We start from the raw sequence: 25900 nt of genomic DNA, 5'->3' as shown, positions 1-25900 counted from the left end.
ACCAGCATCTCCAATCTTTATTATTTGCTTACTTTAATTTTTTCTATCAGTGCAGGAAGCACTGTGTAGAGATCGCCGACAATCCCATAATCAGCCTGTTTGAAAATAGGAGCCGCTTTGTCCTTGTTAATTGCAACTATCGTTTTGGCCGAGTTAGCTCCGACCATATGCTGAATTTGACCCGATATCCCTATTGCAACATAAACATCAGGCTTCACCATGGCCCCAGATACACCGATATACCGTTCCTTCGGAAGCCAATTCTCTCCTTCGGCAATTGGTCGGGAACATCCCACTTCTGCTCCTATGAGGTTAGCTAGATCTTTAGCAAGTGTAAGATCCTCCTGTTTAGCAAACCCACGACCGACACCAACAACACATTTAGCCGCACTTAAGTTGACACTCTCGCTTTCTTTTTTGCGTATCTCTATACATCTGACCGGGTGGGCAGGCTGTACGAAATCAACCTCCACAATATTGCCTTTACGAGAATTATCTTCAATAAGAGCCTCGAATACTCCTCCGCCTACAGTAGCGACTACAACTTCCGAAGTTGAGTATTCACGCTTTAATCCCGCACCGCCATATACTAATCGCTTGGTGTGCAGCTCATTATTATCTACTGTAAATTCCATAACATCTGTCAACACACTTGTTTTTAGCTCCGCAGCGAGCCTGCCTGCTATCAACTTAGCTCTTTTACTGGATCTAATAAGAATTAGCTCAGGTTTTTCCTTTTGCACCAAATGAATGATTGTTTCTGTATAGTCTTCTATTCTTCGGTCTTTAAGTTCTCCCAGATGATAGACACTATCTGCTCCATAAGAAAAAGCCTTATCTACTTCTTCCTTAGGCCCTAATACTAATGCACAAACCTGACTGCCCAGCTGTTTTCCACCAGCGCAAAGTTCAGCCAGCATTTCCGTTTTATCTGCATAAACGAAAACGGTCTGGAATATTCCCATACGTGTTAAACCTCCTTGGTCTCATAAAAAGAATAAATTTTACTTAAAAACAGCATCGTATAGTTTTTGAACAGCTTCTTCACCTTCCAAAATAATTTGTTTTCGTTCTGTTTGATCAGGAGCAAGGGTAGAGATTGACCGAGTAGGACAATCAATATTCTCTGTACCAATATCAGCAAGGCACCACTGAGTAACCGGCTTTTTCCCTGCAGCAAGAATATCTTTCATTCCAGGAATCCGTGGAAGGTTGATATCGGTAGTAACAGAAATCACAGCTGGTAGGGTAACTTCCAATACTTCCACTTCATCCTCAAGGGTTCTTTCGACAACTAGCTTATTCCCCTCAGGGATAATTTTACTCACTGCATTCAGGGTTGTTACCCCTAATAACTGACCCAGTTGAGGACCGACCTGCTGAGCATAAAGATCTGAAGATCCTTCACCACATAAGATCAGGTCAAAGCTCCCCATTTTTTTAATCGCTGCTGCCAAAGCTGAAGCTGTTTGAAAGGTATCGGCTTCTCTCAAATAATCATCAGCAATGATAAACAACTCCTTAGGACCGCGGGAAAGTATACCTTTTTTTAGTTTAGAGTTTTCTAGTTCTTTGCCACCAATGCTTAAAGCAGATGCAGATCCCCCAGTAGCCTCAGCAAGCTTCATGCCAGCTTCTACAGCATTGAGATCATATTGTCCGATTTTCCATTCGGCTCGATCGAAGGAAAGCGTGCGATCGTCTTTTACAACGATATCCTGTTCTTCGGGAACAATTTTATAACAGGTTATAATTTTCACAAATATCACCCCATAGATTTTTACTTCCCTTACTTACTAAATTAGCGCATTCGAAATAGCAATTCTGCATGTAGACGGTTTCGGTGTAGGTAAAGCTGCACGACTAGCCCCATGCAGGCAGCCTTACTTTACACCTACTTCTGTTTTGAAATATATTTATTTCCTAATCTTTTTCAGTACTTTGATTATTAAATGTTACTTAATTAAACCAATATCTTTGGCTTCCTGGGTTAATTGATCCCGGAAGTCAGGATGAGCAATACTTATCATTAACTTTGCTCTTTCTGAAAGGCTCCTGCATTTCAGGTTAACTATACCGTATTCCGTTACAATATATTGAGCTAAGGCACGAGGTGTAGTTACTGCAGCACCAGGTGGTAGTACAGAAACAATCTTTGAAGAAACAACACTGGTCTTCTTATCTTTATTTATTGACGGCATAGTAATAAAGGATTTTCCTCCTTTAGATAGGCTTGCCCCTATTGCGAAATCAAGGTGACCACCAATTCCACTAAATTGTCCGTAGCCATAATTCTCAGCACACAGCTGACCGGTTAAATCAATCATAATTGCAGAGTTAATGGATACTTGGTTATTGTTCTGAGCGATAACTATGGGGTCATTGACATATGTGCCTGGAGTAAGAATCAACTCTGGGGTGTCTGACATCCACTTAAACAACTCAGGTGTGCCTATACCCCCGCCAGTTGGCATCAAACCCACATCGATTTGCTTTCTTTTGCCCGTGAGATTACCATTTTTGAAGAGCTTCATAACTCCATCACTGATCATTTCAGAATGAAGGCCTAGATCATTTTTATCCAATAGACAATCACAAATAGCATTGGCGACCCCACCAATACCGACTTGAATACAATCTCCATCGTGAATTTTATCAGCGATGAATTTGCCCATTCTTAATTCTATTTCTGAAGCCGGTGGATAAACTATCGAAAACATTGGATCATCTGCTTCAGCAATATAATCAACTTCTGATACCGGAATTAGAGCTCCTTTAATTCCGTTTACAAACGGTACTTGTTTATTTACACAAACAATAACAGTAGTAGCAGCATCAACCAAGTGAGGTGTGTGTTGTCCACCAGCAGGCCCAACAGACATGTAACCATCTTTGTTTGGTGGAGATACTTCAAGTAAGGCTACATTTAATTTAGCCACATCTTTGTACCAATAATCTAACTCTCTTACAGGAATTGAGCTTACATCAATATTTCCCTCTTTAAGGAAATTTCTTTCATATCCCTGCATGAAAAAGGTATGAAAATTGAGGTGGCCTTTAAATTCACCTCTCAACAAAGCAAAAGGTTCAAAGAAATTGCCGCCATACACTTCAACATCTTCTAATTCATCTTTACGTGCACATAAAGCATTAATCAATTGCTTTGCAGCGCTTGAAGCTTGTGCCACGGCAACATGATCCCCCGATTTAACAACCGCAGCTGCCTCTTTCAAACTGACTAACTTATTAAAATAATCCTTTTCCCAAGCAAATCCTTGTGGTTCTAGAATAATACTATTCATTTAACAGTTCTCCTTTCGAAACTCCATTTCTTAGATATTTGATTTTTTTGAAAAACCGATAAGTCTTATTTATATTGTTTTAAAATTCCTCTTCCGGCAATATGAACCATGATTTCGTCTGTTCCGCCACCGATACGTCCAACCCTGTTATCCCGCCATAATCTTGAAACACGATGATCGGTCGTATAACCTAGTCCCCCAAGAATCTGTAGAGCATCGTCAATCACTTCAAAAGAGGCCTGGGCACAATATCGTTTACACATAGCTGAAGACAATTGAATCGATATGTTATTATCTTTTTCCCATGCTGTTTTGTAGACATAGTTCCTCATATTTTCAATCTTAATATTCATGTCAACAATCTTTTGTTGGATCATCTGGAACTTACCGATTTTCTGACCAAACGCAATCCTTTGATTAGCATATTTAACCGCATCCTCAAATGCACATTCAGCCTGCCCAAGAGCCATTGCTGCCATTAAAGTGCGTTCGATCTCAAAGTTTTTCATCAATTGAATGAATCCATGCCCTTCTTTGCCTACCAAATCCTTTTCCTCAATCTCAACATTATCGAGATACACCTCACTGGTGGCAGACATGTTCCAGCCGATTTTATCCAAAACCTCTATTTTTACTCCAGGGGCATTCATGGGAACCCACCACATTGAAAACGCTTTGGATGGTTCACTTACATCAAAATCTCTAGTCATACAAAGCATGTAGGGCGTGGTTTTAGCAAAGGATGTAAATGTTTTGTGTCCGTTAATATATACTTTTCCATTTTTACGAGTTGCGGTTGTAGCAATTGCATTTGTATCAGACCCCGCTTGGGGTTCACTGAAGCCAAGGCAAAACGCCATTTTCCCCTCTTTAGCGTACTCCATTGTTGCTTTTTTCTGTTCTTCATTTCCGAAGGTGAGGATATCGTCTACTGAAAGTGCTGTTCCATAAAGATAAACAGGAGCACCTGACTTTCCCATTTCTTCAGCTACCATCATTAAAGTTACATTATCAACCTCTGTTCCGCCGTATTCTTCCGGAACTCCAAGAAGTCCAAATCCATTTTCCGCTAATGCTCTCATAAATTTTTCAGGATATTCATGCTTTGCATCGCATTCTTTAACATAGCTTTCAGGGCATTCCCTCTCCAACAACTCCCTTAAACTCTCTAACAAGAGTTCTTGTTCTTCCGTTTTTTTAAAATCGATCATTTAGTATCTTCCTCTCTTGTTGGTGATTGTCAAGTTTTTTAGCATCTTCACTTTAATAATTAGCAAGTATCATGCCAAGTAATGAATCCCTTTAAACTAGGAATTTTAGGCTTTTTATGTTATTATGAACTTGTTTCCTCTTTCCCATATGTATACATCATTTTCTCATTTTTTCTCATAAGTAAACACCATGTATAGAAAGGATGAATTAACAATGAGGCCAATTCCTGATGCTTGCTCTGTTGCTTATCAACGAAAAGTTCGGCAAGAAAAAAGTGCTTTTCTTAATCATCAAAATATTGATGCCGATTTATTTAGCCCCGAAATACTACATTCCTGGAAAATTTGTAAAAATCTTAATTTAGATCCAGTTAACATTCCAGAAATTAAGTCGAGCAACAAAAGGTTAACCATAGAAAATATTAATCCCTTCAAAAAGTATATTCTTAGCATATTTCATACATTTCATCGACAATTGTCTGACACGCTTACGCAACTTAATGCTGCAATGTTATTCCTTGACCACAATTTGCAGGTTTATCACAAAGAAGGAAACCCAGAGCTATTAACAGAACTTAAAAAAAAGAATATTGCTTTTGGAGCAAGTTTTGCAGAAGAAGAGGCTGGCACCAATTCTGCGGCTTTAACCAAAAAAACTCAAAAATGCTGCTGGGTTATAGGCCAGCAGCATTATAAAGATGTGCTTTCAGATTATGTTTCTTATACACATAACCCTATTACAACGATAACAGAATCTCAAGAATATACCTTAATAATAATACCTTATTCAAAATTCAATAGTGCTGTGATGTCAATCTTCGAATATATAAGCGAATCCTATTGTCAATTAACAAATTTTCAAACGTTACCTCAAGTTACCCTAACAACCAATGTGTTAGAGCACTACTTGAATCAAAATCATGCCATATGTATTATTACTGACTCCAACGAAGATATCATTTTTACAAATCAATATTTCTATCAGCTTTTCGGAAAAAGAACATCTCAGACGATTGGCACAAAACTTAAAGACTTACTTCCCGAAGTAACTCCTTATATCTCAAATCAATCAACTAGTGTTAAATCAAAAGGAATTATATTCAATTCTTTAAAGGAAAATTCAAAGGCTTTCTTGATTGATTATGATCCAATCTACATTGGCGGCACAAAATTAGGTAATGTTGTTATTCTGACTGAAAAAAACCATATGGCTAAGCAAATAAATAAAATCAACAATTCCGGCACATATTTTACCGTCGATAATATTATTGGCAATTCACCTGAGATGCTTCAAATAAAAGAAGTCACAGTGCGTTCAGCAAAAACAGACAGTAATGTATTGATTACGGGAGAGAGCGGAACAGGAAAAGAAATGATTGCTCAATCTCTACACAATGCCAGTGACCGTAGAAATCAACCCTTTATTTCAGTTAACTGCGCAGCAATCCCTAAGGAATTAATTGAAAGTGAACTATTTGGTTATTCGGAAGGTGCCTTTACAGGTGCAAAAAAGAGCGGTTCTCCTGGAAAATTCGAGCTCGCTGATCAAGGGAGTCTATTTCTTGACGAAATCGGTGAAATGCCGCTAAATATGCAAACAGTCCTTCTCCGAGTTCTTGAAAATCGGAAGATCACTCGTTTAGGAGGAACAACACCAATTAACGTCGACATCAGACTTATTACTGCAACAAACTGTAACCTATGGGATCTTGTGAACCAAAAATTGTTCCGTATGGATTTATATTTCAGGCTTAATGTAGTAAATATTCAAACCTTACCTTTAAGAAGATTAACCAGTGATTTACCCTTGCTCATCCAGCATTTCCTAAATAGCCTTTCATCTCAATATGATAAAAACATCCCTGCCATTTCTGATGAAGTACTTCACTTTTTTAGACAATATTCATGGCCAGGTAATATTCGAGAATTGCGAAACGTTCTTGAAAGAATCACCATTTTCAACGACTCCCGCTTAATAACCATGGAGGATATCCCTCCTGATTTATTTAATCGCATGAATGATAATATATTAACCGAGCAACCAAATAAGTTTCAGCATTTCAATACTCAGCAGAGCTTTGACAACTACGCTGAGTATGAAAAGCATCAAATTCTCAATCTTCTAGCAAAATACAGAGGAAATAAGACATCCGTTGCGAAAGAGTTGGGAATATCAAGACGGACGCTCTATACAAAAATAAAGAAGTATAATATATAACTTGAGTTTCCCACGCTGGAGCTGACCTTTCACCATCAGATAATTCCTTCAGTACATGGGCTCGAAAATTATTCAGTTTTGCTTCAACACTCGTTATGCTTTAACTGATCCGTCATATCACATATCTCCCAGGGCATGTCTTTTGCATTCTCCCCAAAATGGCCATAACAGGATAACCTGGCATAAATAGGGCGGTAAAGCTCGAATTTTCGGATAATTGCCACCGGCCGCATATCCACAGTCTGAATGATATGATCACGCACCTTGTCCATAGCAACCCTTCCCGTCCCAAAATCTTCAATATGGAAAGAGAGCGGCTCGGAGAGTCCGATAGCATAACTTATTTGCACCTCACATCTGTCTGCGATTCCGGCAGCCACAATATTCTTGGCCAAATATCTTGCCATATATGCACCACTTTTATCGACTTTTGTCCCGTCTTTACCAGAGAAAGAGCCTCCGCCATGCCTGGCATATCCGCCGTAAGTATCGGCAATAATCTTTCTGCCCGTGAGACCTGTATCTCCGGCAGGACCTCCCAGGACAAATCTTCCCGTGGGATTAATATAAAAATCTGTCCAGCTATCGATCATTTCCTCAGGTAAAACCGATAGGATCACGTGTTTTGTAATATCGTCACGTAATTGATCTATTGTAACATCGTCACGGTGCTGTGCCGCGATGATGACTGATGAAATCCGTTTTGGCTTACCGTCTTCATATTCCACCGTCACCTGGGTCTTGCCGTCAGGACGCAAATAGGGCAATACCCCTGATTTTCGCACTGTCTCCAGGCGGTGTGCCAGCTTGTGAGCCATCTCAATGGGATAAGGCATCAGATATTCCGTTTCCCGGCATGCATATCCAAACATCATGCCTTGATCCCCTGCCCCTCCATCCAAGGGTTCTGTTTTATTAACGCCCCGGGCAATATCAGGGGACTGCTCGTGGATATCCACCGTAATCTTACACGTATCCGCATTAAAACCCGAATCATCATCGGTGTAACCGATATCTGCGATAACTTTTCTTGCCACAGCATCATAGTTGACAGATGATCTTGCGGTGATCTCCCCCATAATGTGCAGTTTATTAGATGTCGCTGTAACCTCACAGGCGACATGTCCCAAGGGATCCTGGCGCAAAATCTCATCCAGTATGCTGTCAGCAATTTTGTCACACAATTTATCAGGATGTCCACTGGTCACGGACTCTGAAGTAAAATATGAACGCGTCATCGGTACACCTCGATATTCATCTACTGTTGATCCTGTCAATTATCTTTACCAGTCCTAATTTCTTGACGTTCATCCCATAGTCTGTCTGCTACAGGAGCCCATCTTTCGGCCGCATGGACACATTTATCACAATAGTCAACCGCCTTCTCCGGGGAAGCCATATCCGTGGAATAAGCATTGCTGCCCTCCACCATCTCTGTCAGCCGTCCAGGATTATCCAACACCGGGCAGGGACGGAGCAAATTGGAGTTAAAGGGCTGGTTTTTCCGATATGCCTGGAATAAGGGTGATTGGTAGGCTTCAATCAGGGACTTATCCTTGATATTAGAATCAGAGTAATGGATAAATGCGCAAGGCTCGATATCCCCATTGGCATTAATATGCATATAACATCTTCCTCCGGCAATACAGCCGTTGACATATTCCCCGTCATTCCAAAAATCCATGGTGAAGATGGCTTTCTCACTGCGGAATTTACGCACCTGCCGAAACGTATATTCACGCTGTTCGGCAGTGACAAGCAGTTCCGGTACTGCATCCGCACCAATGGGCATGTAGGTAAAGAGCCACATGAACTTCGCCCCCATGTCAACCATGGCATCGAAGAATTCATCGCTTATGATCACTTCCGTATTTGTGTTGGTACAGCAACAAGAAATACCAAAAAGAAGCTTCTTTGCTTTCAGTCTTTCCATAACGGAAATAACCTTATGATAAGTGCCTTGACCACGGCGGGAATCTGTACTCTCTTCAAAGCCTTCGACGCTGATGGCGGGAACGAAATTGCCCACACGCACCATTTCATCCGCAAACTCCTCATCAATCAGAGTTCCGTTAGTAAAAGCAAGAAAAGCACAATCATCGTGCTTTTCACACAAACGGATCAGATCTTTCTTCCGGACAAGGGGTTCACCGCCGGAATAAATATAAACATAAGTACCGTGTTCCTTGCCTTGGCGAATAATATCGTCCATCTCTTCAAAGGTCAAATTCATTTTGTCGCCGTATTCTGCCGCCCAGCACCCAGTACAATGCAAATTGCATGATGAAGTAGGATCCATGAGAATTGCCCAGGGAATACTACATTCGTATTTTTCCTCAAATTCCTTTCGTACAGGGGATCCCAGGAGAGTGCCGTTAATGATGCCATTATTAAACAGGAGTTTACGCTGTTTGTGGTTAACATCCGACCACAAGCTATAAAGGAGCTGAGACCAGTTATTATCAGGATCGGTGACTGCCGCGCGCACTGCTCTTACCGGAGTTGTGACAGCATTTTTTTCATCATGATTTTCTAACCAATCAAGAATTTTGGGAAGGTTTTTCTGCGGATCGTGATCGATATAACTGTAGACAGTTTTTACACCTAGATATTTTAGTTTAGACGATAGATCCATTTTCTTGCACCCTTTCATTATGATATTTTGGTTTATCACCTGATACCATTATATTAAAGGGCGGTTATAGATAAGTACGGTCATTTGTGATGGAATGTGAGAAATTTTGGCATCAGACCATTCATTGACCAAAATTTGGGCAAAATAGACGAATTGTTTGATTTTTGGACAAATTATTCTTTTTGTCGAGAAATCTCCAGCAGCTTCTCGATATAATTACGGATACTTTCTTCAGTAAGGAGACTGATTCTTTTTAATAAGCTTTCCAGCTCCTCATCATCATCGTCAGCAAGCCAATTAATCAGAAAACCAACAAGGGCATACTTATGATAACGTGCTAAAAAATGAAGATCACCTTGAGGGATGTCAATGTCCTTAAAGCAATGCTTCACAAAATTAAGCATCGTCTGATCCAGTGCTTTAAAAAGATAACGCTCCAGCTGATCCCTATTAGCAGAATCGTAAATATGCTTTAATGCTGTCCGGTTATTTTTTAAAAAATCCAGCACAAGCTCACATTCGTCGCTCAAAGATTCAGAAGTCATTGTGATTTCCTGAAGTTTTTCTATTTCCGTATTGAACAAATAATCGACCAGATTATAAATATCCTCAAAATAATAATAAAAAGTATTGCGACTAATCTCACATGTTGTTATGATTTCCGTCACGGTTATTTTTGCCAGTGTCTTTTCATTTAATAATTTAACAAAGGCATCAATGATCGCTTTTTTGGTAAAATTAGCCATAATCATCCCCTCTATTCAGCATTAATCAGCATTAATCGGCACTAACCCGTTTGTCAACCTGCCACCTTCCCTATGATTAGTATTCTACTTATCTTTACTTATCTTTACTTATCTTTAACTATCTTCAATTATCTTTAATTATCTTCCATATCAAAAATATCGGTCAGTGCGTGGCTAACGATGTATTGGTATGCTTTGATTACATCTTCCACGACTAGATCATCATCAGAGTAATCGCACCAATTTTTAATAATATCAATAATTCCAATCGTATAATAATGAGCAATTCCGTGACGCGACAAGGCAATTACCGAATCTTTTTCTTTTAGCGGAAACAATTCAAGGATATACAAAAATAATTCTTCTACCCTTGTGTGGAATATTTTACTAAAGGAGTTTTGCCCTGAGACCTTGAACGCCTGGTGATAAAAGGCCTTATTCTGATCAAAATAATTAAAAAGCATCGCTACTGCTTCATCTAACATTTTCAAATCAACTAGTTTATACATGGAGTCAAACAATTCGTCATCTAAAATCTCTTCAAAAATAGCATACTTATCACGAAAATAATTGTAGAAAGTCGGCCGAATCACACCGGCACCGTCCGTAATTTTCTTAATCGTAATTTTTTCAAAAGATATCTTAAGAAGCAATTCCTTAAAACTGTTAATAAGTGCATGATATGTATCATCAGTTTGATTGATCACAATCTCCCCTTCATTCCTTGGATAACCCAGGGTACCAAAAGTTAAATCAGCAAAAAAAGGTATCCTATTTACTAATATTATGTAAATATTATACCCTATTTTTGAATGTTTGTATTTAAAATTGGTAAATGTTTAAAGCAAAAAAATAGCATCTTTTACACGAGGTAAAAGATGCTTCAAAAAATAAGGGGTAACTAGTAATTGGGGTATAAGGTTTTAAAATTATAAGTCAGTATGATTTAGTTATACGATGCCGACAAGCAGAGCAATCGCTGCTACGATAATTCCTACGATGTTCAACGTTCTTTGCGGCGAGAATAAACCGATGACACCTAGTACGATACCGGTAATTCCCGTCCAGATCGGTTGCCAGAAAAATGCAATAACACCGAAAATAATTGCCAGCCAACCTAACCATTTCCCTGCAGTGTTGCTAATCTTGGTTTCATTGTTGTTAACAGTTGTTTCCGTCATGATTAATTCCTCCTTTTATTTTGGTTATCTTTTGCGTATTTGCTCAAAAATTCCTTTATCTCTTCCCTCAGTTTTTACCTGATTTTTTGGAGCTTGATTCCAAGCATTTTATGGATTGACCTGTATTTTTTAATCATCTTAATCGCCCTACCATTTTCTACATTTTCTATATGAATTATGAATTCCTGGGATCTATTTTATTTTTTTTGGTCTTACGTTAAAAACTTAACGCCATATTTAAACTGGTAACGAGTATAATTGTAGCACCCAGATAGTAGGCATTTGTTTTTGGCTCGTAGCCAAACCAGTGACCAACATAGACACCGAGAAAAACAGCTAATACACTTATAAACATGAAAGGAAACAGTAAACCTGTAACCGAGACACCCATAATTCCCATCGAAATTCCTGCCAGTAGCGCATCTAAGCTAGTCACAATTGCTAAGCGGAATGTTTTTCTTACGTATAGACGCTCCTGCAGTTTTTCTTCCACGTAATAGTGATGGCGGGCTTTCCAAATCAGATACAATCCTAGAAAAACAAATATGCCAGTCGCCAGGACTCCTAAAATTTCTCTTATATAAAGTGGATCCATAAGACTATTTGAAACTATATATCTCTGGGTAAGTGCACTGCTAAGCGTTATAACCAGTGTCTGCCATCCGCCAAAAAGAACACCAACCTTGATTAAGTTAAAAAGTGAATTGTAGGAATCATTGCTCCCTGGATTGTCATCACTGCAAATGCATCAAGTGAAATGCCAATCGCTAATAAAATAATTTCCATTTCTTCAATAGCCATCACCTACTTATTGAGCCAACTTGATCTTGATTTTTGAGAACACCTCCTCTTCATGATTTCACGATTTGCCTTTTCAATTTCTATTGATTAAGCTCTTTCGTTACTCTTATTTTACGAGATAAAGTGTGAGAGATAAATATGCAGAAATCCTTGTTTGAAGCGTTTTGGCGACAATTTTGAGTGTTTGAAATCTAAATAATACAAAGTCGGAAAATTGTATTCTTCGCGTGTCATCAGGGGGGACAGATTCTTGTGTTCCTTTGCCTGCAACTTTAACATAAGAACTGTACCGCTCATGGATAACGATTTCTAAGCATCAGATGGAGTAAAAACTCCACCTGATGCCCAGAACTCTTTTTGTGCAAATAAAAAACCGCCAACCTTTGATTTTAATGGCTGGCGGACGTTTTTAAATATTTACTTCGAAAGTCAGACTGGAGGGACAAGGAGGACACTTTATAATCACATTATCGGGTTTTTTGCGTCAATGAATAATTGGAATTTCCAAATCAAAGAATTCAATAGATTTAATTTCTTTATCATTGATTACTTTTTCAAATCTCTTAATGCTTATTGTTGTATTGGATGAATAAGAGCCCAATGTCATGCCGGTAGCATAGGTTGTAGTTTCTTGTGAACCGTCCTTATAATTAATTGTAACTGGAAACTTATCAAGATAAGTATCATATTCCACTTGCTCAAAGGGTACGGCATTGTGTATTTCTTCGGTATAAGGACTCTCAAATTTTACGGTGACAGAAATAGGTGATATGGCAATGGATTTCAGTGTTGCTTCGTGGCCATGCACCATTACTTTACTGTTTGGCGTATAGGTTTTTGAATAATCCTTGAAATCAAGCTTAAAGGAGGTAGACCAGGTCCCTTTAATGATGGGTTTGAATTCATATTCCTTACTGTCACGAGCGGCTGCTTCCTTAAAGGTTTTTGGCAGATCTTCGGCACCTTGTAACTCTTTAAAGTCCAGCCTGATTTTTCCACCCACAAGGGATTGCTCTGTGTTAAGAGTCATGACCATACTGATTTTATTGTCCTCCGGATTTTCATCCTCAAGTTTTGTGAATCCCACCGAATAAACTCCATGGTAGCTATCCACACCATTGATGGAAGAATCAAAGCGATAGCGATCATCATTCAAGGTTATGCTCTTCGGTGCTGTAAAATCCATTAAGATATAGGTTAAATTGCTGTCGCCTATAACCTGTTTAATTTCCAATGTTCCATTTTTATTTTTTACTTGCTTGTCAACAATGTAAGCTCCGTTTGCCAGATATTCCTCTTGTTCATCGCTTGAAGGATTCAGAAAATTAAGGAGCTTAATATCCAACCCTAAATATGACGCGGTAAAGGCTGTTGTGGTAATCAAGAAAACTGCCAGCACAGCCGCTACCAATGCAGGTTTAAATCGTTTCATGAGTGTAAAACCACTTTTCTTTGTATTCTCATTTCTGTGTTTTTCTAAAATACTATTGAACATTCGCTCTTTTTGTTCTTCTGTAGGTTCAAGAATTTCAGATATTCTGTTCGCAACTTTTTTGTTCAAGATCTTTACCTCCTAAATCAATTTTGAGTTTTTCACGGCCCCTTTGCAGTTGTGACCGGATAGTGCTTTCGTTGCGCCCTAAAATCTTTGCTATTTCCTTTACCGAATAATCTTCCAAATAATAAAGATGTAAAACCACCCTGTATTTTTCGGGGAGAGCAAGAAGCTTTGCAATTATTTCTTTCTCCTGCTTATCTTTATCTTGCGAAGCAATATCCGGCAGGGTTTCAAAATCAACACGTTGTCGTTTCCACCAAGATTTAAGGATATCTTTGCAATAGTTTTTTGTTGTTGTGATGAACCACGCCTTTTCGTGTTCGTAGTCATTAAAATATACATTTGATTGTAGCAGCTTTAGGAATACAGATTGAACGGCGTCCTCTGCATCAACAGCGTTTTTCAAGTATATATAGCACAACTTATAAACTCTATTTACATTCCGCTGGTACATTTCAGCCAATTCTTTATCCGTACGCAACAAAGAATTGTCTCCCATCAACTCACCTCCTACATATAACACGATTGGCTAATCCAAAAAGTCTCATTTTTAAAAAATTCCTTGGTGTTATTTTTATAAATAGCTTGCATCAATTGTCTACTTTACACTGCACAGATAGCCAACAAAGAAATCCAGACCACAATTTCAAAAAAGGAACGCGATCTGGAAAGAGAAATAGCATAACAGTAAACGGCAGACAGCGAATATTCACTGCCTGCCGATACATACCACCCACTGCACCACGGTTTAGAAAATGTCCCTATGACACCGTGGAGTATGAGATGCTTTTTTAATTTGCTTTAAATAAATTTATTGCCTGATTTATTACTCATGGAAAAATAACTCTATCGAATGCAGCTGGCAAATTTTTTAGCACAAAGCCACGGAAAGAGAACTGTCCGACACTGAAAAATATCTATTTTACTTCGATTTTACTTCGATTTTATTTCTACTTCCGTGACACATTCCGATTTAATTTTCCCAACCAAAAACTGCAATCCATCAATGACATGAGGTCTGATATCACCGCCGATCAAAACATACATGATATCGTCACCCACCTCTAGCTGTCCTTCGTTAAGCCACACCTTGATATAGAAGATCCCCGGCATTTGATAAGTTTCCCTGATCACCTCTTCCACTTTCAGTTGATCATAAGAAAATTCCAAACCTTTGACCAAAGAACCGTCATCAATCCCTTGCCTCACCTGAGCTTTCGGTGTCTGGCGTACAATGCCGTTATGAACTAAAAACATCCCTTCTTCCCCTGCTCTGGGATCTGCTTTTGCTTCTTTGAGCCATTCATCAATAGACGGCGGTATTTTTTTTGCCTTTTCATTGTTCATTAATTTATCAGCTCCTTACAAAATAATCTCGCCCCAAGAATCGTCACCCAACACTTCATCCAGGGCTCTGGGAATTTGCTTAATTATATCATAGATTTGTGTGGCCGGTGTCGGCCTGGCATAAAAGCCGGCTAAACGGTTAATCCTGGCCGCCTTGGCTGATGCTTCCTTGATCTCCATACCGGAAGCAACCAGGGCCGAGACAATCCCCGTCAGTGTATCCCCGGTACCGCCGATGGCTTCCAGAGCTTCCTCAACAGGTTCGTCTATGACCGAGATAATCCCATTTTCATCGGCGACATAATCTTTTGCTCCTTTAACAAGGAGATGCGCGGCCGCATTATGATGTTGATAGGCCCTTTTAATCAGCTCCGGAACCAGGTTGTCTTCATGGAGAATAAATCCTCTGGTATAGAAGGGATGAGGCGCTTTTTCGTCAGCTAAATAAGCAAGCTCCCCCGCGTCCGGTGTAAATAAATCAAAAAACGGGGCATCCCCGCCCATTTTGGCTACATACATAAAACCTGCATCCGCGATTAAAATAGGCTTGTCTGGCATTTTGGCTATGGCAGCAATCACTTTCTTAAATAAACGGACTTCTGGCTGAAAGTAGTGAAAGACCAAAGCATTACAGGGTGTCTCCATGATATTGGCTGCCAGGTGCTGATAAAGATGCACACTCCCCTCCCCGGTGCCGATATCTCCTACCAAATAACAGTAAGGATCAGGCTGATTTATGTATTTCAGGGTTTTAACCGCGGCCGCGATCAGCGCCGGAGTCCCCCTGTTCACATGAACGGAATGGTTGTCAATAATAATATGGTCCTCTTCCAGCCGGACCGTTCCGGTGATCAGAGGAAAATTTTCATCTGGGATAGTGCCTACGATACCTAGCATATTTCCACCATCCGATCATAGGCAATCTGAAGGGCATAGGCACAGAGGGTGTGCCCGATATCCTTGGGCTTGGGCGCTTCATGGAGGTGCCGGTTTACCATTTGCCCCGCCAAGTAAGGAACGTCGGGGCATCCCCCTCCCGATATATTTACGATTAGCAAGGTGTCCCGATCAACGGTGATCTTCATGTTAGCGGCCCGTACCATCAGATATTTACCATATTTATCGAATTCCTTTACCTGCAGAAGATCAACCGGCTCCAATAAAGCACTACTCACCGGGACAACCTGTACCGGTTTGATCCGCACCTCGGTAAGATTTCTCATAACTGCCAGCTCTTCGATGAGGGGAAATTCTATGACCAGGTCGCAGCCGGTGCGTATCTCCGGAGGCGGCCCCATGACCCTGATATTCCAGCCCTTCGCCTTTAAAACGTTTTCTGCTCTGATGACATCGCCGGTATTTTCAAAAACGAGAATACCCCGATCCCGGTTTTCCCAATCAGGTTTGCCTTTCTTTTTGCCAAAACCTTTAAACATGTTAATTTTCCTTTCTTAAAACAATCCTGTAACCATCGCCTTCTGCTTGAATATCTGACGCCATCCAGCCCTGGGACTGGGAGGCGCGGCTGACATTCTCCTTAGCCGTATCTGTGTCTACCAAAACCACAAGCTCGCCGTCCTTGGTTTTTTTGATGGCGTTCAGGGTCATGATCACAGGCTGGGGACAGGAAAGTCCTCTGACATCAATCGTATTGCTCATATCTAAATCCCTCCTATTCCTATTATACCGCTTATACCGCTTCTCTCATGGTAAATCCAATGAGCAGGCAAGCTGCCAAACCGATAAAGAGCGCAATGATACCCCCGGATGTGACGCCGGCAGCAGAACTGGCCAGTCCGAAGTTGTGGGCAAAGGCGGCACCGACGACCATACCGATGACAAATACGGCGGCATCCCCATCTCCCTCACCTGATAAAAAGAGCTGACGGCCGGGGCAGCCGCCGGCAAGGGCAAAAGCCAAGCCTGCCAGAACCATGCCGGAAAAATTCCAGATGTGCATGGTATGGGCAACGGGCTGATTGGCAAACCCGGGATGAAACTGACCGAGAATCAGGTTAACGACAAAGGCTGTCACGGCCAGACTTACGATGCCCATGAAAAGATGGGTCTGTTTGAATAAAACCAGGTCACGTATGGCTCCCATAGTACAAAAACGGCTCCTTTGCGCGACAAAGCCAATGGCCAGGCCTGCGACAAGAGAAATGATCAAAGGTGCATGGAGAGATCCCGGTCCTTCTACACTGTAGTTAATAATTCCGCTTTTCCCTTCCCCCGGGATCTGAGGATTGAAGAACATCAAGATAAGAAAACTGAGCATAATGATGGGGAAAATCCACCCTACGGAGGTATAGGTCTTATGGCTGGCTCCTAAATTATATCCGGTTTTAAGAAACAAGGTGCCAATCCAAATACCTACGCCCAACCCTAGCAACCCCAAAATAGCATTGAAGTCGCCGCCGGCCAGACGCAGCAATGCCCGCCAGGGGCAACCCAGGAAGATCAAGGCTCCGATCATGGCGAAAAAACCAAGTACAAAGCGAACCAAAGGTGCAGACCCTAGGCGCGGTCTGAATTCTTTAAAAAGATATGCAGCAGCAAAAGACCCCAGGACAAAACCGATAATTTCCGGGCGCATATACTGCACCACGGGGGCTTGATGCAAACCTAAAGCCCCTGTGATATCCCGCAAAAAGCAGGCCACGCAAATACCCATGTTGGCCGGGTTCCCCCAAAACTGTAATAATGGCGCTAAAATACCAATAACTATACCAACTCCGATGATACCCTGTTTAGTAGCAAATACATTTTTCATTCTTTGTCAATAACCACCTTTCCTGATTTAATGTGCAGAATCATAATAAAGCGCCTAAATTTTACTATAAACTGCTACATATGATTCTACTACCAAAATATTCAATGTTGAAATAGAATGATTTTATTGTATAATTTTGCTGATAAAAATAGTTAATCATTGAAATTTATAGACAGCATACACGCAAATTGGTATACTGCATATATTCTATTATTATGTTTTTATAGGATACAGTTTGGTTTTGCCTCGTAATTAGGGGCATATAAATGGAGGAAGTGAAAATGCTACAAGTCAATCATAGTAGCCAACAACCAGTTTATCAGCAGATTTACGAACAGATAAAACAGGATATTCTTATGGGGAAATTACCTATTGGAACCAAAATAACATCGACAAGGGTATTAGCGAAAGAGTTGCAAATTGGGCGTAATACAGTTGAAAATGCCTATACTCAATTAGTATTGGAGGGATACCTCACAAACGTACCAAGTTCTGGCTATGTAGTTAACAACCTGCAATTTGACCTCAACCCAAAACCATCAGAACGGCTATCTAAACATAAAACTACAGTAGTTGATTCCAATCATGGAATGGAAAGTATTAAGTATAATTTTCAACATGGGAATCTTGATGCTGTAAACTTTCCTAATAAGCTTTGGAGAAAGTATTTAACCGATGTATTGGATGGCACGGATACTCAACAGGTTCATAGCTATGGCGATGTAAAAGGAGATATTGAACTACGGATTCAACTGAAAGAATATTTGTATCACAGTCGCGGCGTAAATTGTCGACCCGAACAGATTGTAATATGCAGCGGCACACAATCCGCTCTTGAAATCATGATAAAGATATTTCCATATGCTAAAAAACAGGTTGCTATGGAGGAACCATGCTATAATGGAGCCAGTATTATTTTCCGCAGTAATGGGTTTGAAATATTACCGATACCTGTTTATGAGGATGGAATTGGAATCAATGATCTTTCCTTATCATCAGCAAGGATGGTACATATTGCGCCATCTCATCAGTTCCCTATGGGCGCTGTTATGCCAATTCATAAACGAATTCAATTGTTAAACTGGGCACAGGAGGGCGGCAATATCATTATTGAAGATGATTACGATAGTGAATTCCGCTATAATGGGCGACCAATTCCCTCACTCCAATCTATTGATGAAAACGAACGAGTCGTGTATGTCGGTACATTTTCTAAATGTCTCTCCCCCGGACTGCGTATGGCATACTTGATATTACCAGAATGGCTACTAAAAAAATATGAAGAAAAGTTTATTGGTTACCAATGTACTGTTCCTCTAATAGAACAAAGAATTATGGCCAAATTTATAGCTGATGGGCATTGGGAAAAGCATGTGCGAAAAATTTGTTTAGCCCATAAAAAGAAACATGATATATTGATCCATGCAATCAAAGATACTATTGGAGATAAGGTTCGAATTCACGGGCATCAAGCCGGATTGCATATTCTTCTGGAATTCTTGGATGGACAGCGGGAAGAAGATCTTACCCGAAAAGCACTTCAAGATAAAGTAAAGGTTTGCCCGGTATCCCCATTTTGGCTAAATAAAGATAATTATAGTAATAACGCTCTTGTTTTGGGATATGGTATGATTTCAGAGGATGATATCCCAAAGGCTGTAAAAGTTTTATCAAAGGCTTGGTTTAGCTAATCAACTGTATCCTGAAATCACATCAAAACCGGCTCTTACAACAGAGCCGGTTTTGTGGTAATGTAAAATAAAAATTACGATGATAAGGAGAATATTATATTATGCAGTATCGAATGAAAACTCACCAACTATCCGAGGAACAGATACACCAATTACTCGGATGTTCACAAACAGGTAGCTTAGCAACCTTGAATTCTGATGGAACCCCATATATTATCCCGATACATTTTGTTTATTATAAAAATGCAATCTTTGCTCATGGGCTTCCTAAAGGGAAAAAGATTGACAATATCTCTAATGACGCAAGAGTAGGATTCTGTGTTTATGAAATGGAAAAGTTGTTGTTAGATCCAAATGGAAACCCATGTAATACCAATACAGAATACGAAAGTGTGATTATTTCCGGCATTGCGAAACTTGTTGACAATATTGAGGAAAAAAGCAGCGTCTTAAAGGAAATCGTGAAAAAGTACACGCCGCATTTAGTCAACAGTGAACTCCCAAACAATATGGTTAAAGGTACAGCAGTAATACGGATTGATTTGACAGAAATAACAGGAAAATACTATAAATAATAAAGGAATTAAAAAGACTCAACGTAGCAGAATCCTTTTTTAATCAGTAAGCAAAAGGCCATCCGCGCTTGAGCATTTTTGCTCTTGCATGGATGTCTTTACTTGTTGTCCCCGCTTGAAGATAGTCGGTCAAATTACGCCATCATGTCCATGGTCGAAAGCGGACTTGGGATAAGTATCCTGCCGCAGTTGATTCTGAAGCGTGCGCCTTACCGTATCGTACAAAAAGAGTTGGATGTGCCGGCATACAGGAATATTGGCCTTGCTTTGAGAGATAAAAAATCTGCATCATTAGCTGTACAACGATTTATGGAATATGTACAGTATCGGTAGTAACTATTGCAATATTTAACATTACTTTTTTCTGAGTTTACTATCCGGTGGCACACACAATTCTTTGTTGAATTTCATCTACATAGGGCATCTTTATTGCCATTCCGTACATATTAGATAAAATCCCTTCGGAAACAATATCCCGTGTTTTACCAAATAAAAACTTCCCTTGGCTATTAATAATAGCTGTGTGGCTATCTAACATGATCGCATGATTGGGTTGATGGGTTGTCATGATGACGGTGTATCCCTCCTTTGCCAAATCTCGCACCAGCCCCACCGTTTTATGTTGATTACCGAAATCAAGATGTGCTGTTGGCTCATCTAAAATAATTATTTTAGGATCCTGCACCAGCACCTTGGCAATGGTTGCCTTTTGCCTCTCTCCTCCGCTGATTTGGGTATAGGGCTTATTCCTCAAATGATATATCTCCATCTTGTCCATTATCTCTTCAGCAATGAGGATATCTTTTCTCGTTGGCTTTGCAAAAAGGCCAACCTTTGGCGCTAATCCCATAGTCACAAATTCCGTTACCGTAAAACCAAAGGTGGGGATATGTATCTGGGGAACATATCCAATCTTTCTTGCAATTTCATTGAAATTCATATTTGCAATATTCTGACCTTCAATTAATATTTGTCCGCTTTTTGGCTTTAATACGTTGGTCAGACAATTCAGCATCGTGGATTTTCCTGCGCCATTTGGCCCAAGAATGGTCAATATATCTCCCTTATGCAATGAAAAATTTGCATTTTTAAATATTATTTTACTCTTATCATAATAATATGATAGATTCTCTACCTTAAGTATCATCGCTATAACCTCACTCTTTGCCTGGAAAGTATCCAGAAATAAAATGGTGCCCCGATCAAACCTGTTAAAATACTCAATGGTAATTCTGCCGTAGTTAATACCCTGGCCAAGGTATCAATGGTAACCAGAAAGATTGAACCCAACAGCAAAGATATTGGAAAAACCTTGACATTATCCGGGCCAATCAAAATCCTTGCCAGATGGGGGATAACCAATCCCAACCAACCAATAGTTCCGCTGATGCTGACTGAAGAAGCAGTCAACATGGTAGCACAGATGATTACAATAGAACGAATCATCTTTACATTGACGCCCGATAATTGAGCCTCTTGATCCCCTAATGTTAAAATATTGATCCGCCATGATAAGGAGAGAAGGATCACAGTAGCAATCACGACAATCGGCAAAATACCAAGAACATCAGGCAGATTAACCTTAGCCAGACTCCCCATTTGCCAATAGACAATTTCCGCCAGCTGTTCATCCGGATCTGCTAAAAATTTAATAATACCAATGATGGATCCCATCAGTCCGCCCACAATAATGCCGGACAATACCAGCAGCATCGTGGAAGTATTCTTTAAAAGCTTTGGTATCATCATTGTTAATAGCACCGCAGCAATCCCACCCAAAAAAGCTCCTATCTGAATCATAAATCGATCTCCGCCTAAGAGAATAGCAATAGCAGCTCCTACAGTCGCTCCCGAGGATACCCCCAATATATCGGGGGATACCAGTTGGTTTTTAAAAACTCCTTGATAACAAGCCCCCGATATGGCTAAAGAACTGCCTACTAAAATTGCCCCTAACACTCGAGGTAATCTTAAGTTTAAAACAACCCCTTCTGCCACCAAATCCTGGGTACCTTCTGTTTGAAAGATAAAGGATATCAGAATCCTTACGACCTCTGAAAAAGAAACGGCATATCTTCCTACACTCAGGGAAATAATAATACCGGCAATGAATACGATGATAATTACAATAAAAACATTTCTATATTCATTATTTATCTTCATAGACACCACTCTTATGATCTATTTAGCATTTTATTTAATTCCTGCTCTGTTAAATCATAACTGAAAAATTCCTTATAAAAATTCCTAATATCTTCATCCAGTACATAATCATTGAATAATTCCGGCTGCTGTATTTGGCCCAGCCATTTCATAAATAAAGGTGTTTCCACACATGGAGCGTCCCATCTAATGATTCCTACCGGTGTTTTATACACTCTTTTATTTTTCACTGCATCTATTTGACTCCAATCCTGTCCTTCAATGGTATTATTATATAGGTCTTCCGGTTGAAAACTATCAAAATTGCTTAAATAGATAATCTCCGGATTCCAATTGAGCACTTCCTCCATAGAAACCCCAGTCCAAGAACCCTTGACCCCTGCTGCTACGTTAATACCTCCGGTTAATTCGATCAGCTGTCTATTGAAGCTTTCGCCGGCTGCAACCGCTAAGTTCTTATCTCTGATATATAAAACTTTTGGTTTTTCATTTTCGGCAATTTGATCTTGTTTAGCTGTAAAATAATCTTCCACATCAATATTATATTGATTTAAATTTTCCGCTTGTTGTTCTTTATTCAATAGTTTTCCTATGATTTCGATATTATCTCTCGTCTTTTCAAGATTGGAACCTCCGCCTTGATCAAGAGCAACTGCCGGTATATTCACTTGTTCTAATTTTCTGATATCATCTTCTTGAACGTGCCAAAGAACGACAACTTCCGGCTTTAGATTCAGCAGTGCTTCCACATTAATGGTAAAATCTGTGGAAACATAATCAACCGAAACATCTGCAAATTCCGGAGCTAATGTGCTCAGCAGAGATTTTTCATATTCGCTTTTAACATCAGGATTAACGGCCACTATTTTTTCCATTGTGCCGTCAATGGCATAGATGATGGAACCATATGGAACAGGGGTTACAACCATTGAGTTGATTTCATTCCTCACTTCAACTTCCCGCCCTAACATATCAACCACTGTTTTAAATCCTCCTTGACCATCTGCTTGTCCCTCCGGTTCTGTTCCTTGATCCGAGTTGTCATTATTTTGGGCACATCCTGTAATTAATAAAGCCAAAGCCATTAATACTAATAGTATTTGCTTATATCTTTTCATTTTTTATCTCCCCGTTATTATTAATTGTCGTTTAAAATATTCAAACCCTTTGATGCCTATATAGTCATAAGGGATTTTAGCATACTCTCTTCCACTTAAACCAAAATAGGGTATCTCAATAAAAGTCTTCTCACTAATTTGTGGAATCGTCTCTCTTAATAGGGGATCACCAATAATCAGATCTGCTGCCTGGATCCTGCCCAAAAATTTATCTTCATGAGTATCAAAAAAGATATCCTCATAAAGTGCTTCACTTAATTTGTCCTTTGAAAAGTTTTCTTTAGGTAACAAAGACAAAATCTGTACCTCATCCAGTCCAAAATCCTTTTGCAGCGCTTTTCGCAAAAATGCCGCAAAAAATGGCTCTCCTATGATCAAAACTTTTTTTGCATTTCCCTGCTTTTTAAAATAATAGTCTTCCTCTTGATCCATCTCCGGATATGTTTCACCCGTATATTCTTCTAAAACTCGAATCAGATCTTTCATCCCTGATTTCGAGATGGGCAACAATTTTTCATAGGGAACTCCATCTGCCTCTTTTAATTTTTCTCCCAGTTTCACCCCTTCCTCTGATAAGATAATGGATATGTAAGCGGATTTTGATAATTTTGCATGGGCTTTCCCAAAACAATCAAAGCCGGGCAAACAAAATTCAATTTGATCATGGTGAAAAGTATCCAAAAATTGTACTAAAAATTTATCAGAACCATGGACTAGCGGATGAAAACCAATTAAATTGACTTTTTTCTTATCTCCGGACGGATCCTTTTCCACAATAAAGGGTAAAATTTGCAAATACGCCTGTGCAATAGCTTTAGGATAGGCTTTAAATCCATTGGTATTAAAAAATACTACCGGTTTTCCTGAAATTGACTCGATTTTTTGGGATACCACCCCAAGGTCTGTCCCGATGATATCTGTGATGGCTGTTCCCATGACTGCAATAAATTCCACATCCCGCTCCATATTGGATAATAACTTTTCATTGATAATCCCTTCAATACCAAGAGTGACTTGGGCGTCGTCAAGTTTTGTCGTATATTGATTGGTGTTGGAAAAGTCTCGATATTCATCCACTTCTCTGATTGGCTGATTGCATCCACTGGGAGACAATAAGATTATCGAAGTTGGCAGATGGTATAACAATGAATGTAAGCCGGAATAATCACTCACAAGTTGCGGTAAGTATCGATCATAGATATTCATTGATTTTAGAAATCAACTCCTTCATTTTCTCCCTAGGCGCTCCTGTTCTTTTTGCAAAAGGTCCTCTCTTAAAAACATATACCGGCATATTATATTTCTCCCATAGCGTTCTTTGGGTTTTTTCAAACTTCATTCCCGTCAGTATTTCAGAGCAAGACAGGTAGAGAATCAGACCTCGCATCTCCCTCTTTTCGGATATCATCTTGGAAATATGCTCAATAAGCCGATCTTCATAGGAAGCTGATATTACATCGATGGGTTTTATTGCAAATGAAAAATACTGCTCTAATAGTTCAGCTCTCATTGCTCTAAAAAAGAGAACCCTTAAACAACCGGGAGGACCGATGGACAACACATAGATACCTTTCTTACTCAATGCTAATTCAATCAGTTCATTAAAACTATCCTTCTGAACTAAGGTTTTTTCTAACATAGCTGCCCCTCATCTACAATCAACGAAAGATATTCTTTGGATAATTGTTCCAACTCCCCCTCTTCCAGTGGTTTGGGGATTACCCCTGTAATCCCTGCCATAATAGTTTTCGATGTTTCGATAAATCTGCTTGCTATAGCTGAATCCGGATATTTTTCAATAACTGTTTTATAATCCAATTCACTAAATATAATCTCCTTAGCAAAAGGAATTTCTGAGATAATGGGTACTTTCACTTTTTCTGAAAAATCCCTAACCAATCCCCCCATAGCGTTATCATTTCGCTGATTATGGATGATTCCACCTAAGAAGGGTTCCTTTTGATCAGAAAACACCTCAATACTTTTTAAAATATTGTTTGCCGCGTAGATGGACATATATTCACTGGAAGATACCAGCAAGACACGATCTACATATCCTTCTCGCATGGGTACTGCAAATCCCCCACAGACCACATCGCCTAAAACATCATAAATAATCACATCCCAATCTTTATCAAAGATATTATGTTTCTCCAGTTCTTCCATCACGGTTATGATCCCCCGGCCGGCACAGCCAACCCCAGGAGAAGGGCCGCCTGTTTCAATACAAGATATATTTAAAAAACCTTTTTCCAAAAAATCCTCCTCAGCTAAGAAATCTCCCTTTTCCAAGATCAAATGAAGCATCGACTTGATTTTTCCTCCAACAATATTTTTAACAGAATCACTTTTAGGATCACAGCCAATAAATAAAACCTTTAATCCAAGTGAACCCATTGCAGCTGCTATATTGCTTGCAATTGTGGATTTTCCTATTCCTCCTTTTCCATAAAAAGCAATTTTAATCGGTCTCTTCAATTCATCATCCCTTTCATGATAGCCATCAAATCAAAAAAACTCTCCTGAACAATTAACAGAAGAGTTTATAAAAAAATAAAGACCTCACCTAATAATCCGTTAA

26 protein-coding genes and 1 pseudogene are annotated in these 25900 nt (G+C 39.6%); 4 read left to right on the top strand and 23 right to left on the bottom strand.

Annotated features, from left to right (window positions below; all coding sequences use genetic code 11):
• Positions 1-20 precede the first annotated feature (20 nt).
• From CEQ75_RS10735 to CEQ75_RS10720, 4 genes are all read right to left on the bottom strand, one after another.
• Positions 21-965: an electron transfer flavoprotein subunit alpha/FixB family protein gene (locus CEQ75_RS10735; protein WP_089610531.1), complete on the bottom strand. Its 945-nt coding sequence runs from the start codon at positions 963-965 to the stop codon at positions 21-23.
• A gap of 39 nt (positions 966-1004) precedes the next feature.
• Positions 1005-1760, bottom strand: a complete 756-nt coding sequence (locus CEQ75_RS10730; RefSeq protein ID WP_089610529.1) for an electron transfer flavoprotein — start codon at positions 1758-1760, stop codon at positions 1005-1007.
• Between the two features lie 195 nt (positions 1761-1955).
• Positions 1956-3302, bottom strand: a complete 1347-nt coding sequence (locus CEQ75_RS10725) for an acetyl-CoA hydrolase/transferase family protein (RefSeq protein WP_089610527.1) — start codon at positions 3300-3302, stop codon at positions 1956-1958.
• 65 nt (positions 3303-3367) lie between these two features.
• Positions 3368-4510: an acyl-CoA dehydrogenase gene (locus CEQ75_RS10720; protein WP_089612597.1), complete on the bottom strand. Its 1143-nt coding sequence runs from the start codon at positions 4508-4510 to the stop codon at positions 3368-3370.
• 217 nt (positions 4511-4727) lie between these two features.
• On the opposite strand from CEQ75_RS10720, the gene CEQ75_RS10715 reads away from it, so the two are divergent.
• Positions 4728-6731 (top strand): sigma-54 interaction domain-containing protein, encoded by a 2004-nt coding sequence (locus CEQ75_RS10715; RefSeq protein WP_198306516.1) that lies wholly within the window; start codon positions 4728-4730, stop codon positions 6729-6731.
• 83 nt (positions 6732-6814) lie between these two features.
• Here CEQ75_RS10715 and metK read toward each other — a convergent pair whose 3' ends face one another.
• From metK to yedE, 13 genes are all read right to left on the bottom strand, one after another.
• Positions 6815-7969 carry a methionine adenosyltransferase gene (gene metK, locus CEQ75_RS10710; RefSeq protein ID WP_089610524.1) on the bottom strand — a complete coding sequence of 385 codons (1155 nt, stop codon included), beginning with the start codon at positions 7967-7969 and terminating at the stop codon, positions 6815-6817.
• 35 nt (positions 7970-8004) lie between these two features.
• Entirely contained in the window at positions 8005-9366 is a 1362-nt protein-coding gene (locus CEQ75_RS10705) for a radical SAM/SPASM domain-containing protein (protein WP_089610522.1), read from the bottom strand.
• Between the two features lie 173 nt (positions 9367-9539).
• A complete protein-coding gene (locus tag CEQ75_RS10700; protein WP_157677420.1) occupies positions 9540-10112 on the bottom strand; it encodes a TetR/AcrR family transcriptional regulator in 573 nt (190 codons plus the stop codon).
• A gap of 134 nt (positions 10113-10246) precedes the next feature.
• On the bottom strand, positions 10247-10819 hold the full coding sequence (locus tag CEQ75_RS10695; protein WP_157677419.1) for a TetR/AcrR family transcriptional regulator C-terminal domain-containing protein: 573 nt from the start codon (positions 10817-10819) through the stop codon (positions 10247-10249).
• Between the two features lie 243 nt (positions 10820-11062).
• Complete coding sequence (locus CEQ75_RS10690) at positions 11063-11293, bottom strand: DUF308 domain-containing protein (RefSeq protein ID WP_089610518.1); 231 nt, start codon at positions 11291-11293, stop codon at positions 11063-11065.
• A gap of 217 nt (positions 11294-11510) precedes the next feature.
• Positions 11511-11888 carry a manganese efflux pump gene (locus tag CEQ75_RS10685; protein ID WP_089610516.1) on the bottom strand — a complete coding sequence of 126 codons (378 nt, stop codon included), beginning with the start codon at positions 11886-11888 and terminating at the stop codon, positions 11511-11513.
• Between the two features lie 690 nt (positions 11889-12578).
• Positions 12579-13655 carry a DUF4179 domain-containing protein gene (locus CEQ75_RS10680; protein ID WP_089610514.1) on the bottom strand — a complete coding sequence of 359 codons (1077 nt, stop codon included), beginning with the start codon at positions 13653-13655 and terminating at the stop codon, positions 12579-12581.
• Positions 13624-14151 carry an RNA polymerase sigma factor gene (locus tag CEQ75_RS10675; RefSeq protein ID WP_089610512.1) on the bottom strand — a complete coding sequence of 176 codons (528 nt, stop codon included), beginning with the start codon at positions 14149-14151 and terminating at the stop codon, positions 13624-13626. The genes CEQ75_RS10680 and CEQ75_RS10675 overlap by 32 nt, the downstream gene beginning before the upstream one ends.
• A 434-nt stretch (positions 14152-14585) precedes the next feature.
• Complete coding sequence (locus CEQ75_RS10670) at positions 14586-14999, bottom strand: molybdenum cofactor biosynthesis protein MoaE (protein WP_089610511.1); 414 nt, start codon at positions 14997-14999, stop codon at positions 14586-14588.
• Between the two features lie 15 nt (positions 15000-15014).
• Positions 15015-15896 (bottom strand): NAD(P)H-hydrate dehydratase, encoded by an 882-nt coding sequence (locus tag CEQ75_RS10665; protein ID WP_089610509.1) that lies wholly within the window; start codon positions 15894-15896, stop codon positions 15015-15017.
• Entirely contained in the window at positions 15890-16435 is a 546-nt protein-coding gene (locus tag CEQ75_RS10660) for a putative Se/S carrier protein (protein ID WP_089610507.1), read from the bottom strand. The genes CEQ75_RS10665 and CEQ75_RS10660 overlap by 7 nt, the downstream gene beginning before the upstream one ends.
• Before the next feature lies 1 nt (position 16436).
• Positions 16437-16658 (bottom strand): sulfurtransferase TusA family protein, encoded by a 222-nt coding sequence (locus CEQ75_RS10655; protein ID WP_089610506.1) that lies wholly within the window; start codon positions 16656-16658, stop codon positions 16437-16439.
• 31 nt (positions 16659-16689) lie between these two features.
• Positions 16690-17772, bottom strand: a complete 1083-nt coding sequence (gene yedE / locus CEQ75_RS10650) for a YedE family putative selenium transporter (protein ID WP_089610504.1) — start codon at positions 17770-17772, stop codon at positions 16690-16692.
• Between the two features lie 266 nt (positions 17773-18038).
• Between yedE and pdxR the strand changes: the two genes are divergently transcribed.
• The 3 genes and pseudogenes from pdxR to CEQ75_RS10635 form a co-directional block, all read left to right on the top strand.
• A complete protein-coding gene (gene pdxR, locus CEQ75_RS10645; protein WP_242965118.1) occupies positions 18039-19463 on the top strand; it encodes a MocR-like pyridoxine biosynthesis transcription factor PdxR in 1425 nt (474 codons plus the stop codon).
• A gap of 101 nt (positions 19464-19564) precedes the next feature.
• Positions 19565-20038 (top strand): pyridoxamine 5'-phosphate oxidase family protein, encoded by a 474-nt coding sequence (locus CEQ75_RS10640; protein ID WP_089610501.1) that lies wholly within the window; start codon positions 19565-19567, stop codon positions 20036-20038.
• 132 nt (positions 20039-20170) lie between these two features.
• Positions 20171-20371: pseudogene (locus CEQ75_RS10635) on the top strand (LysR family transcriptional regulator substrate-binding protein); the annotation flags it as partial.
• Between the two features lie 40 nt (positions 20372-20411).
• On the opposite strand, the gene CEQ75_RS10630 reads toward CEQ75_RS10635, so the two are convergent.
• The 6 genes from CEQ75_RS10630 to CEQ75_RS10605 are packed head-to-tail and all read right to left on the bottom strand — an operon-like array spanning position 20412 to position 25797.
• A complete protein-coding gene (locus CEQ75_RS10630; protein ID WP_089610499.1) occupies positions 20412-21185 on the bottom strand; it encodes an ABC transporter ATP-binding protein in 774 nt (257 codons plus the stop codon).
• A gap of 2 nt (positions 21186-21187) precedes the next feature.
• Entirely contained in the window at positions 21188-22201 is a 1014-nt protein-coding gene (locus CEQ75_RS10625; RefSeq protein WP_089610497.1) for a FecCD family ABC transporter permease, read from the bottom strand.
• Between the two features lie 11 nt (positions 22202-22212).
• On the bottom strand, positions 22213-23319 hold the full coding sequence (locus CEQ75_RS10620; RefSeq protein WP_089610496.1) for an ABC transporter substrate-binding protein: 1107 nt from the start codon (positions 23317-23319) through the stop codon (positions 22213-22215).
• Between the two features lie 3 nt (positions 23320-23322).
• Positions 23323-24525 carry a nitrogenase component 1 gene (locus CEQ75_RS10615; RefSeq protein ID WP_089610494.1) on the bottom strand — a complete coding sequence of 401 codons (1203 nt, stop codon included), beginning with the start codon at positions 24523-24525 and terminating at the stop codon, positions 23323-23325.
• Positions 24512-24958 carry a hypothetical protein gene (locus CEQ75_RS10610; protein WP_089610492.1) on the bottom strand — a complete coding sequence of 149 codons (447 nt, stop codon included), beginning with the start codon at positions 24956-24958 and terminating at the stop codon, positions 24512-24514. The genes CEQ75_RS10615 and CEQ75_RS10610 overlap by 14 nt, the downstream gene beginning before the upstream one ends.
• Entirely contained in the window at positions 24952-25797 is an 846-nt protein-coding gene (locus tag CEQ75_RS10605) for a nucleotide-binding protein (RefSeq protein ID WP_198306515.1), read from the bottom strand. The genes CEQ75_RS10610 and CEQ75_RS10605 overlap by 7 nt, the downstream gene beginning before the upstream one ends.
• Between the last annotated feature and the right edge of the window lie 103 nt (positions 25798-25900).

The organism is Dehalobacterium formicoaceticum (assembly GCF_002224645.1).
GTDB lineage: Bacteria > Bacillota > Dehalobacteriia > Dehalobacteriales > Dehalobacteriaceae > Dehalobacterium > Dehalobacterium formicoaceticum.
This window is presented reverse-complemented; position numbering and strand designations above follow the sequence as displayed.

What these genes read in the sequence shown, in the direction of transcription:
- CEQ75_RS10735 (WP_089610531.1), bottom strand. Translation starts at nt 965, where the DNA reads ATGGGAATATTCCAGACCGTTTTCGTTTATGCAGATAAAACGGAAATG.
- CEQ75_RS10725 (WP_089610527.1), bottom strand. Translation starts at nt 3,302, where the DNA reads ATGAATAGTATTATTCTAGAACCACAAGGATTTGCTTGGGAAAAGGAT.
- CEQ75_RS10715 (WP_198306516.1), top strand. Translation starts at nt 4,728, where the DNA reads ATGAGGCCAATTCCTGATGCTTGCTCTGTTGCTTATCAACGAAAAGTT.
- metK (WP_089610524.1), bottom strand. Translation starts at nt 7,969, where the DNA reads ATGACGCGTTCATATTTTACTTCAGAGTCCGTGACCAGTGGACATCCT.
- CEQ75_RS10705 (WP_089610522.1), bottom strand. Translation starts at nt 9,366, where the DNA reads ATGGATCTATCGTCTAAACTAAAATATCTAGGTGTAAAAACTGTCTAC.
- CEQ75_RS10700 (WP_157677420.1), bottom strand. Translation starts at nt 10,112, where the DNA reads ATGGCTAATTTTACCAAAAAAGCGATCATTGATGCCTTTGTTAAATTA.
- CEQ75_RS10690 (WP_089610518.1), bottom strand. Translation starts at nt 11,293, where the DNA reads ATGACGGAAACAACTGTTAACAACAATGAAACCAAGATTAGCAACACT.
- CEQ75_RS10685 (WP_089610516.1), bottom strand. Translation starts at nt 11,888, where the DNA reads ATGGATCCACTTTATATAAGAGAAATTTTAGGAGTCCTGGCGACTGGC.
- CEQ75_RS10675 (WP_089610512.1), bottom strand. Translation starts at nt 14,151, where the DNA reads ATGGGAGACAATTCTTTGTTGCGTACGGATAAAGAATTGGCTGAAATG.
- CEQ75_RS10670 (WP_089610511.1), bottom strand. Translation starts at nt 14,999, where the DNA reads ATGAACAATGAAAAGGCAAAAAAAATACCGCCGTCTATTGATGAATGG.
- CEQ75_RS10665 (WP_089610509.1), bottom strand. Translation starts at nt 15,896, where the DNA reads ATGCTAGGTATCGTAGGCACTATCCCAGATGAAAATTTTCCTCTGATC.
- CEQ75_RS10660 (WP_089610507.1), bottom strand. Translation starts at nt 16,435, where the DNA reads ATGTTTAAAGGTTTTGGCAAAAAGAAAGGCAAACCTGATTGGGAAAAC.
- CEQ75_RS10655 (WP_089610506.1), bottom strand. Translation starts at nt 16,658, where the DNA reads ATGAGCAATACGATTGATGTCAGAGGACTTTCCTGTCCCCAGCCTGTG.
- yedE (WP_089610504.1), bottom strand. Translation starts at nt 17,772, where the DNA reads ATGAAAAATGTATTTGCTACTAAACAGGGTATCATCGGAGTTGGTATA.
- pdxR (WP_242965118.1), top strand. Translation starts at nt 18,039, where the DNA reads ATGGAGGAAGTGAAAATGCTACAAGTCAATCATAGTAGCCAACAACCA.
- CEQ75_RS10640 (WP_089610501.1), top strand. Translation starts at nt 19,565, where the DNA reads ATGCAGTATCGAATGAAAACTCACCAACTATCCGAGGAACAGATACAC.
- CEQ75_RS10630 (WP_089610499.1), bottom strand. Translation starts at nt 21,185, where the DNA reads ATGATACTTAAGGTAGAGAATCTATCATATTATTATGATAAGAGTAAA.
- CEQ75_RS10625 (WP_089610497.1), bottom strand. Translation starts at nt 22,201, where the DNA reads ATGAAGATAAATAATGAATATAGAAATGTTTTTATTGTAATTATCATC.
- CEQ75_RS10620 (WP_089610496.1), bottom strand. Translation starts at nt 23,319, where the DNA reads ATGAAAAGATATAAGCAAATACTATTAGTATTAATGGCTTTGGCTTTA.
- CEQ75_RS10615 (WP_089610494.1), bottom strand. Translation starts at nt 24,525, where the DNA reads ATGAATATCTATGATCGATACTTACCGCAACTTGTGAGTGATTATTCC.
- CEQ75_RS10610 (WP_089610492.1), bottom strand. Translation starts at nt 24,958, where the DNA reads ATGTTAGAAAAAACCTTAGTTCAGAAGGATAGTTTTAATGAACTGATT.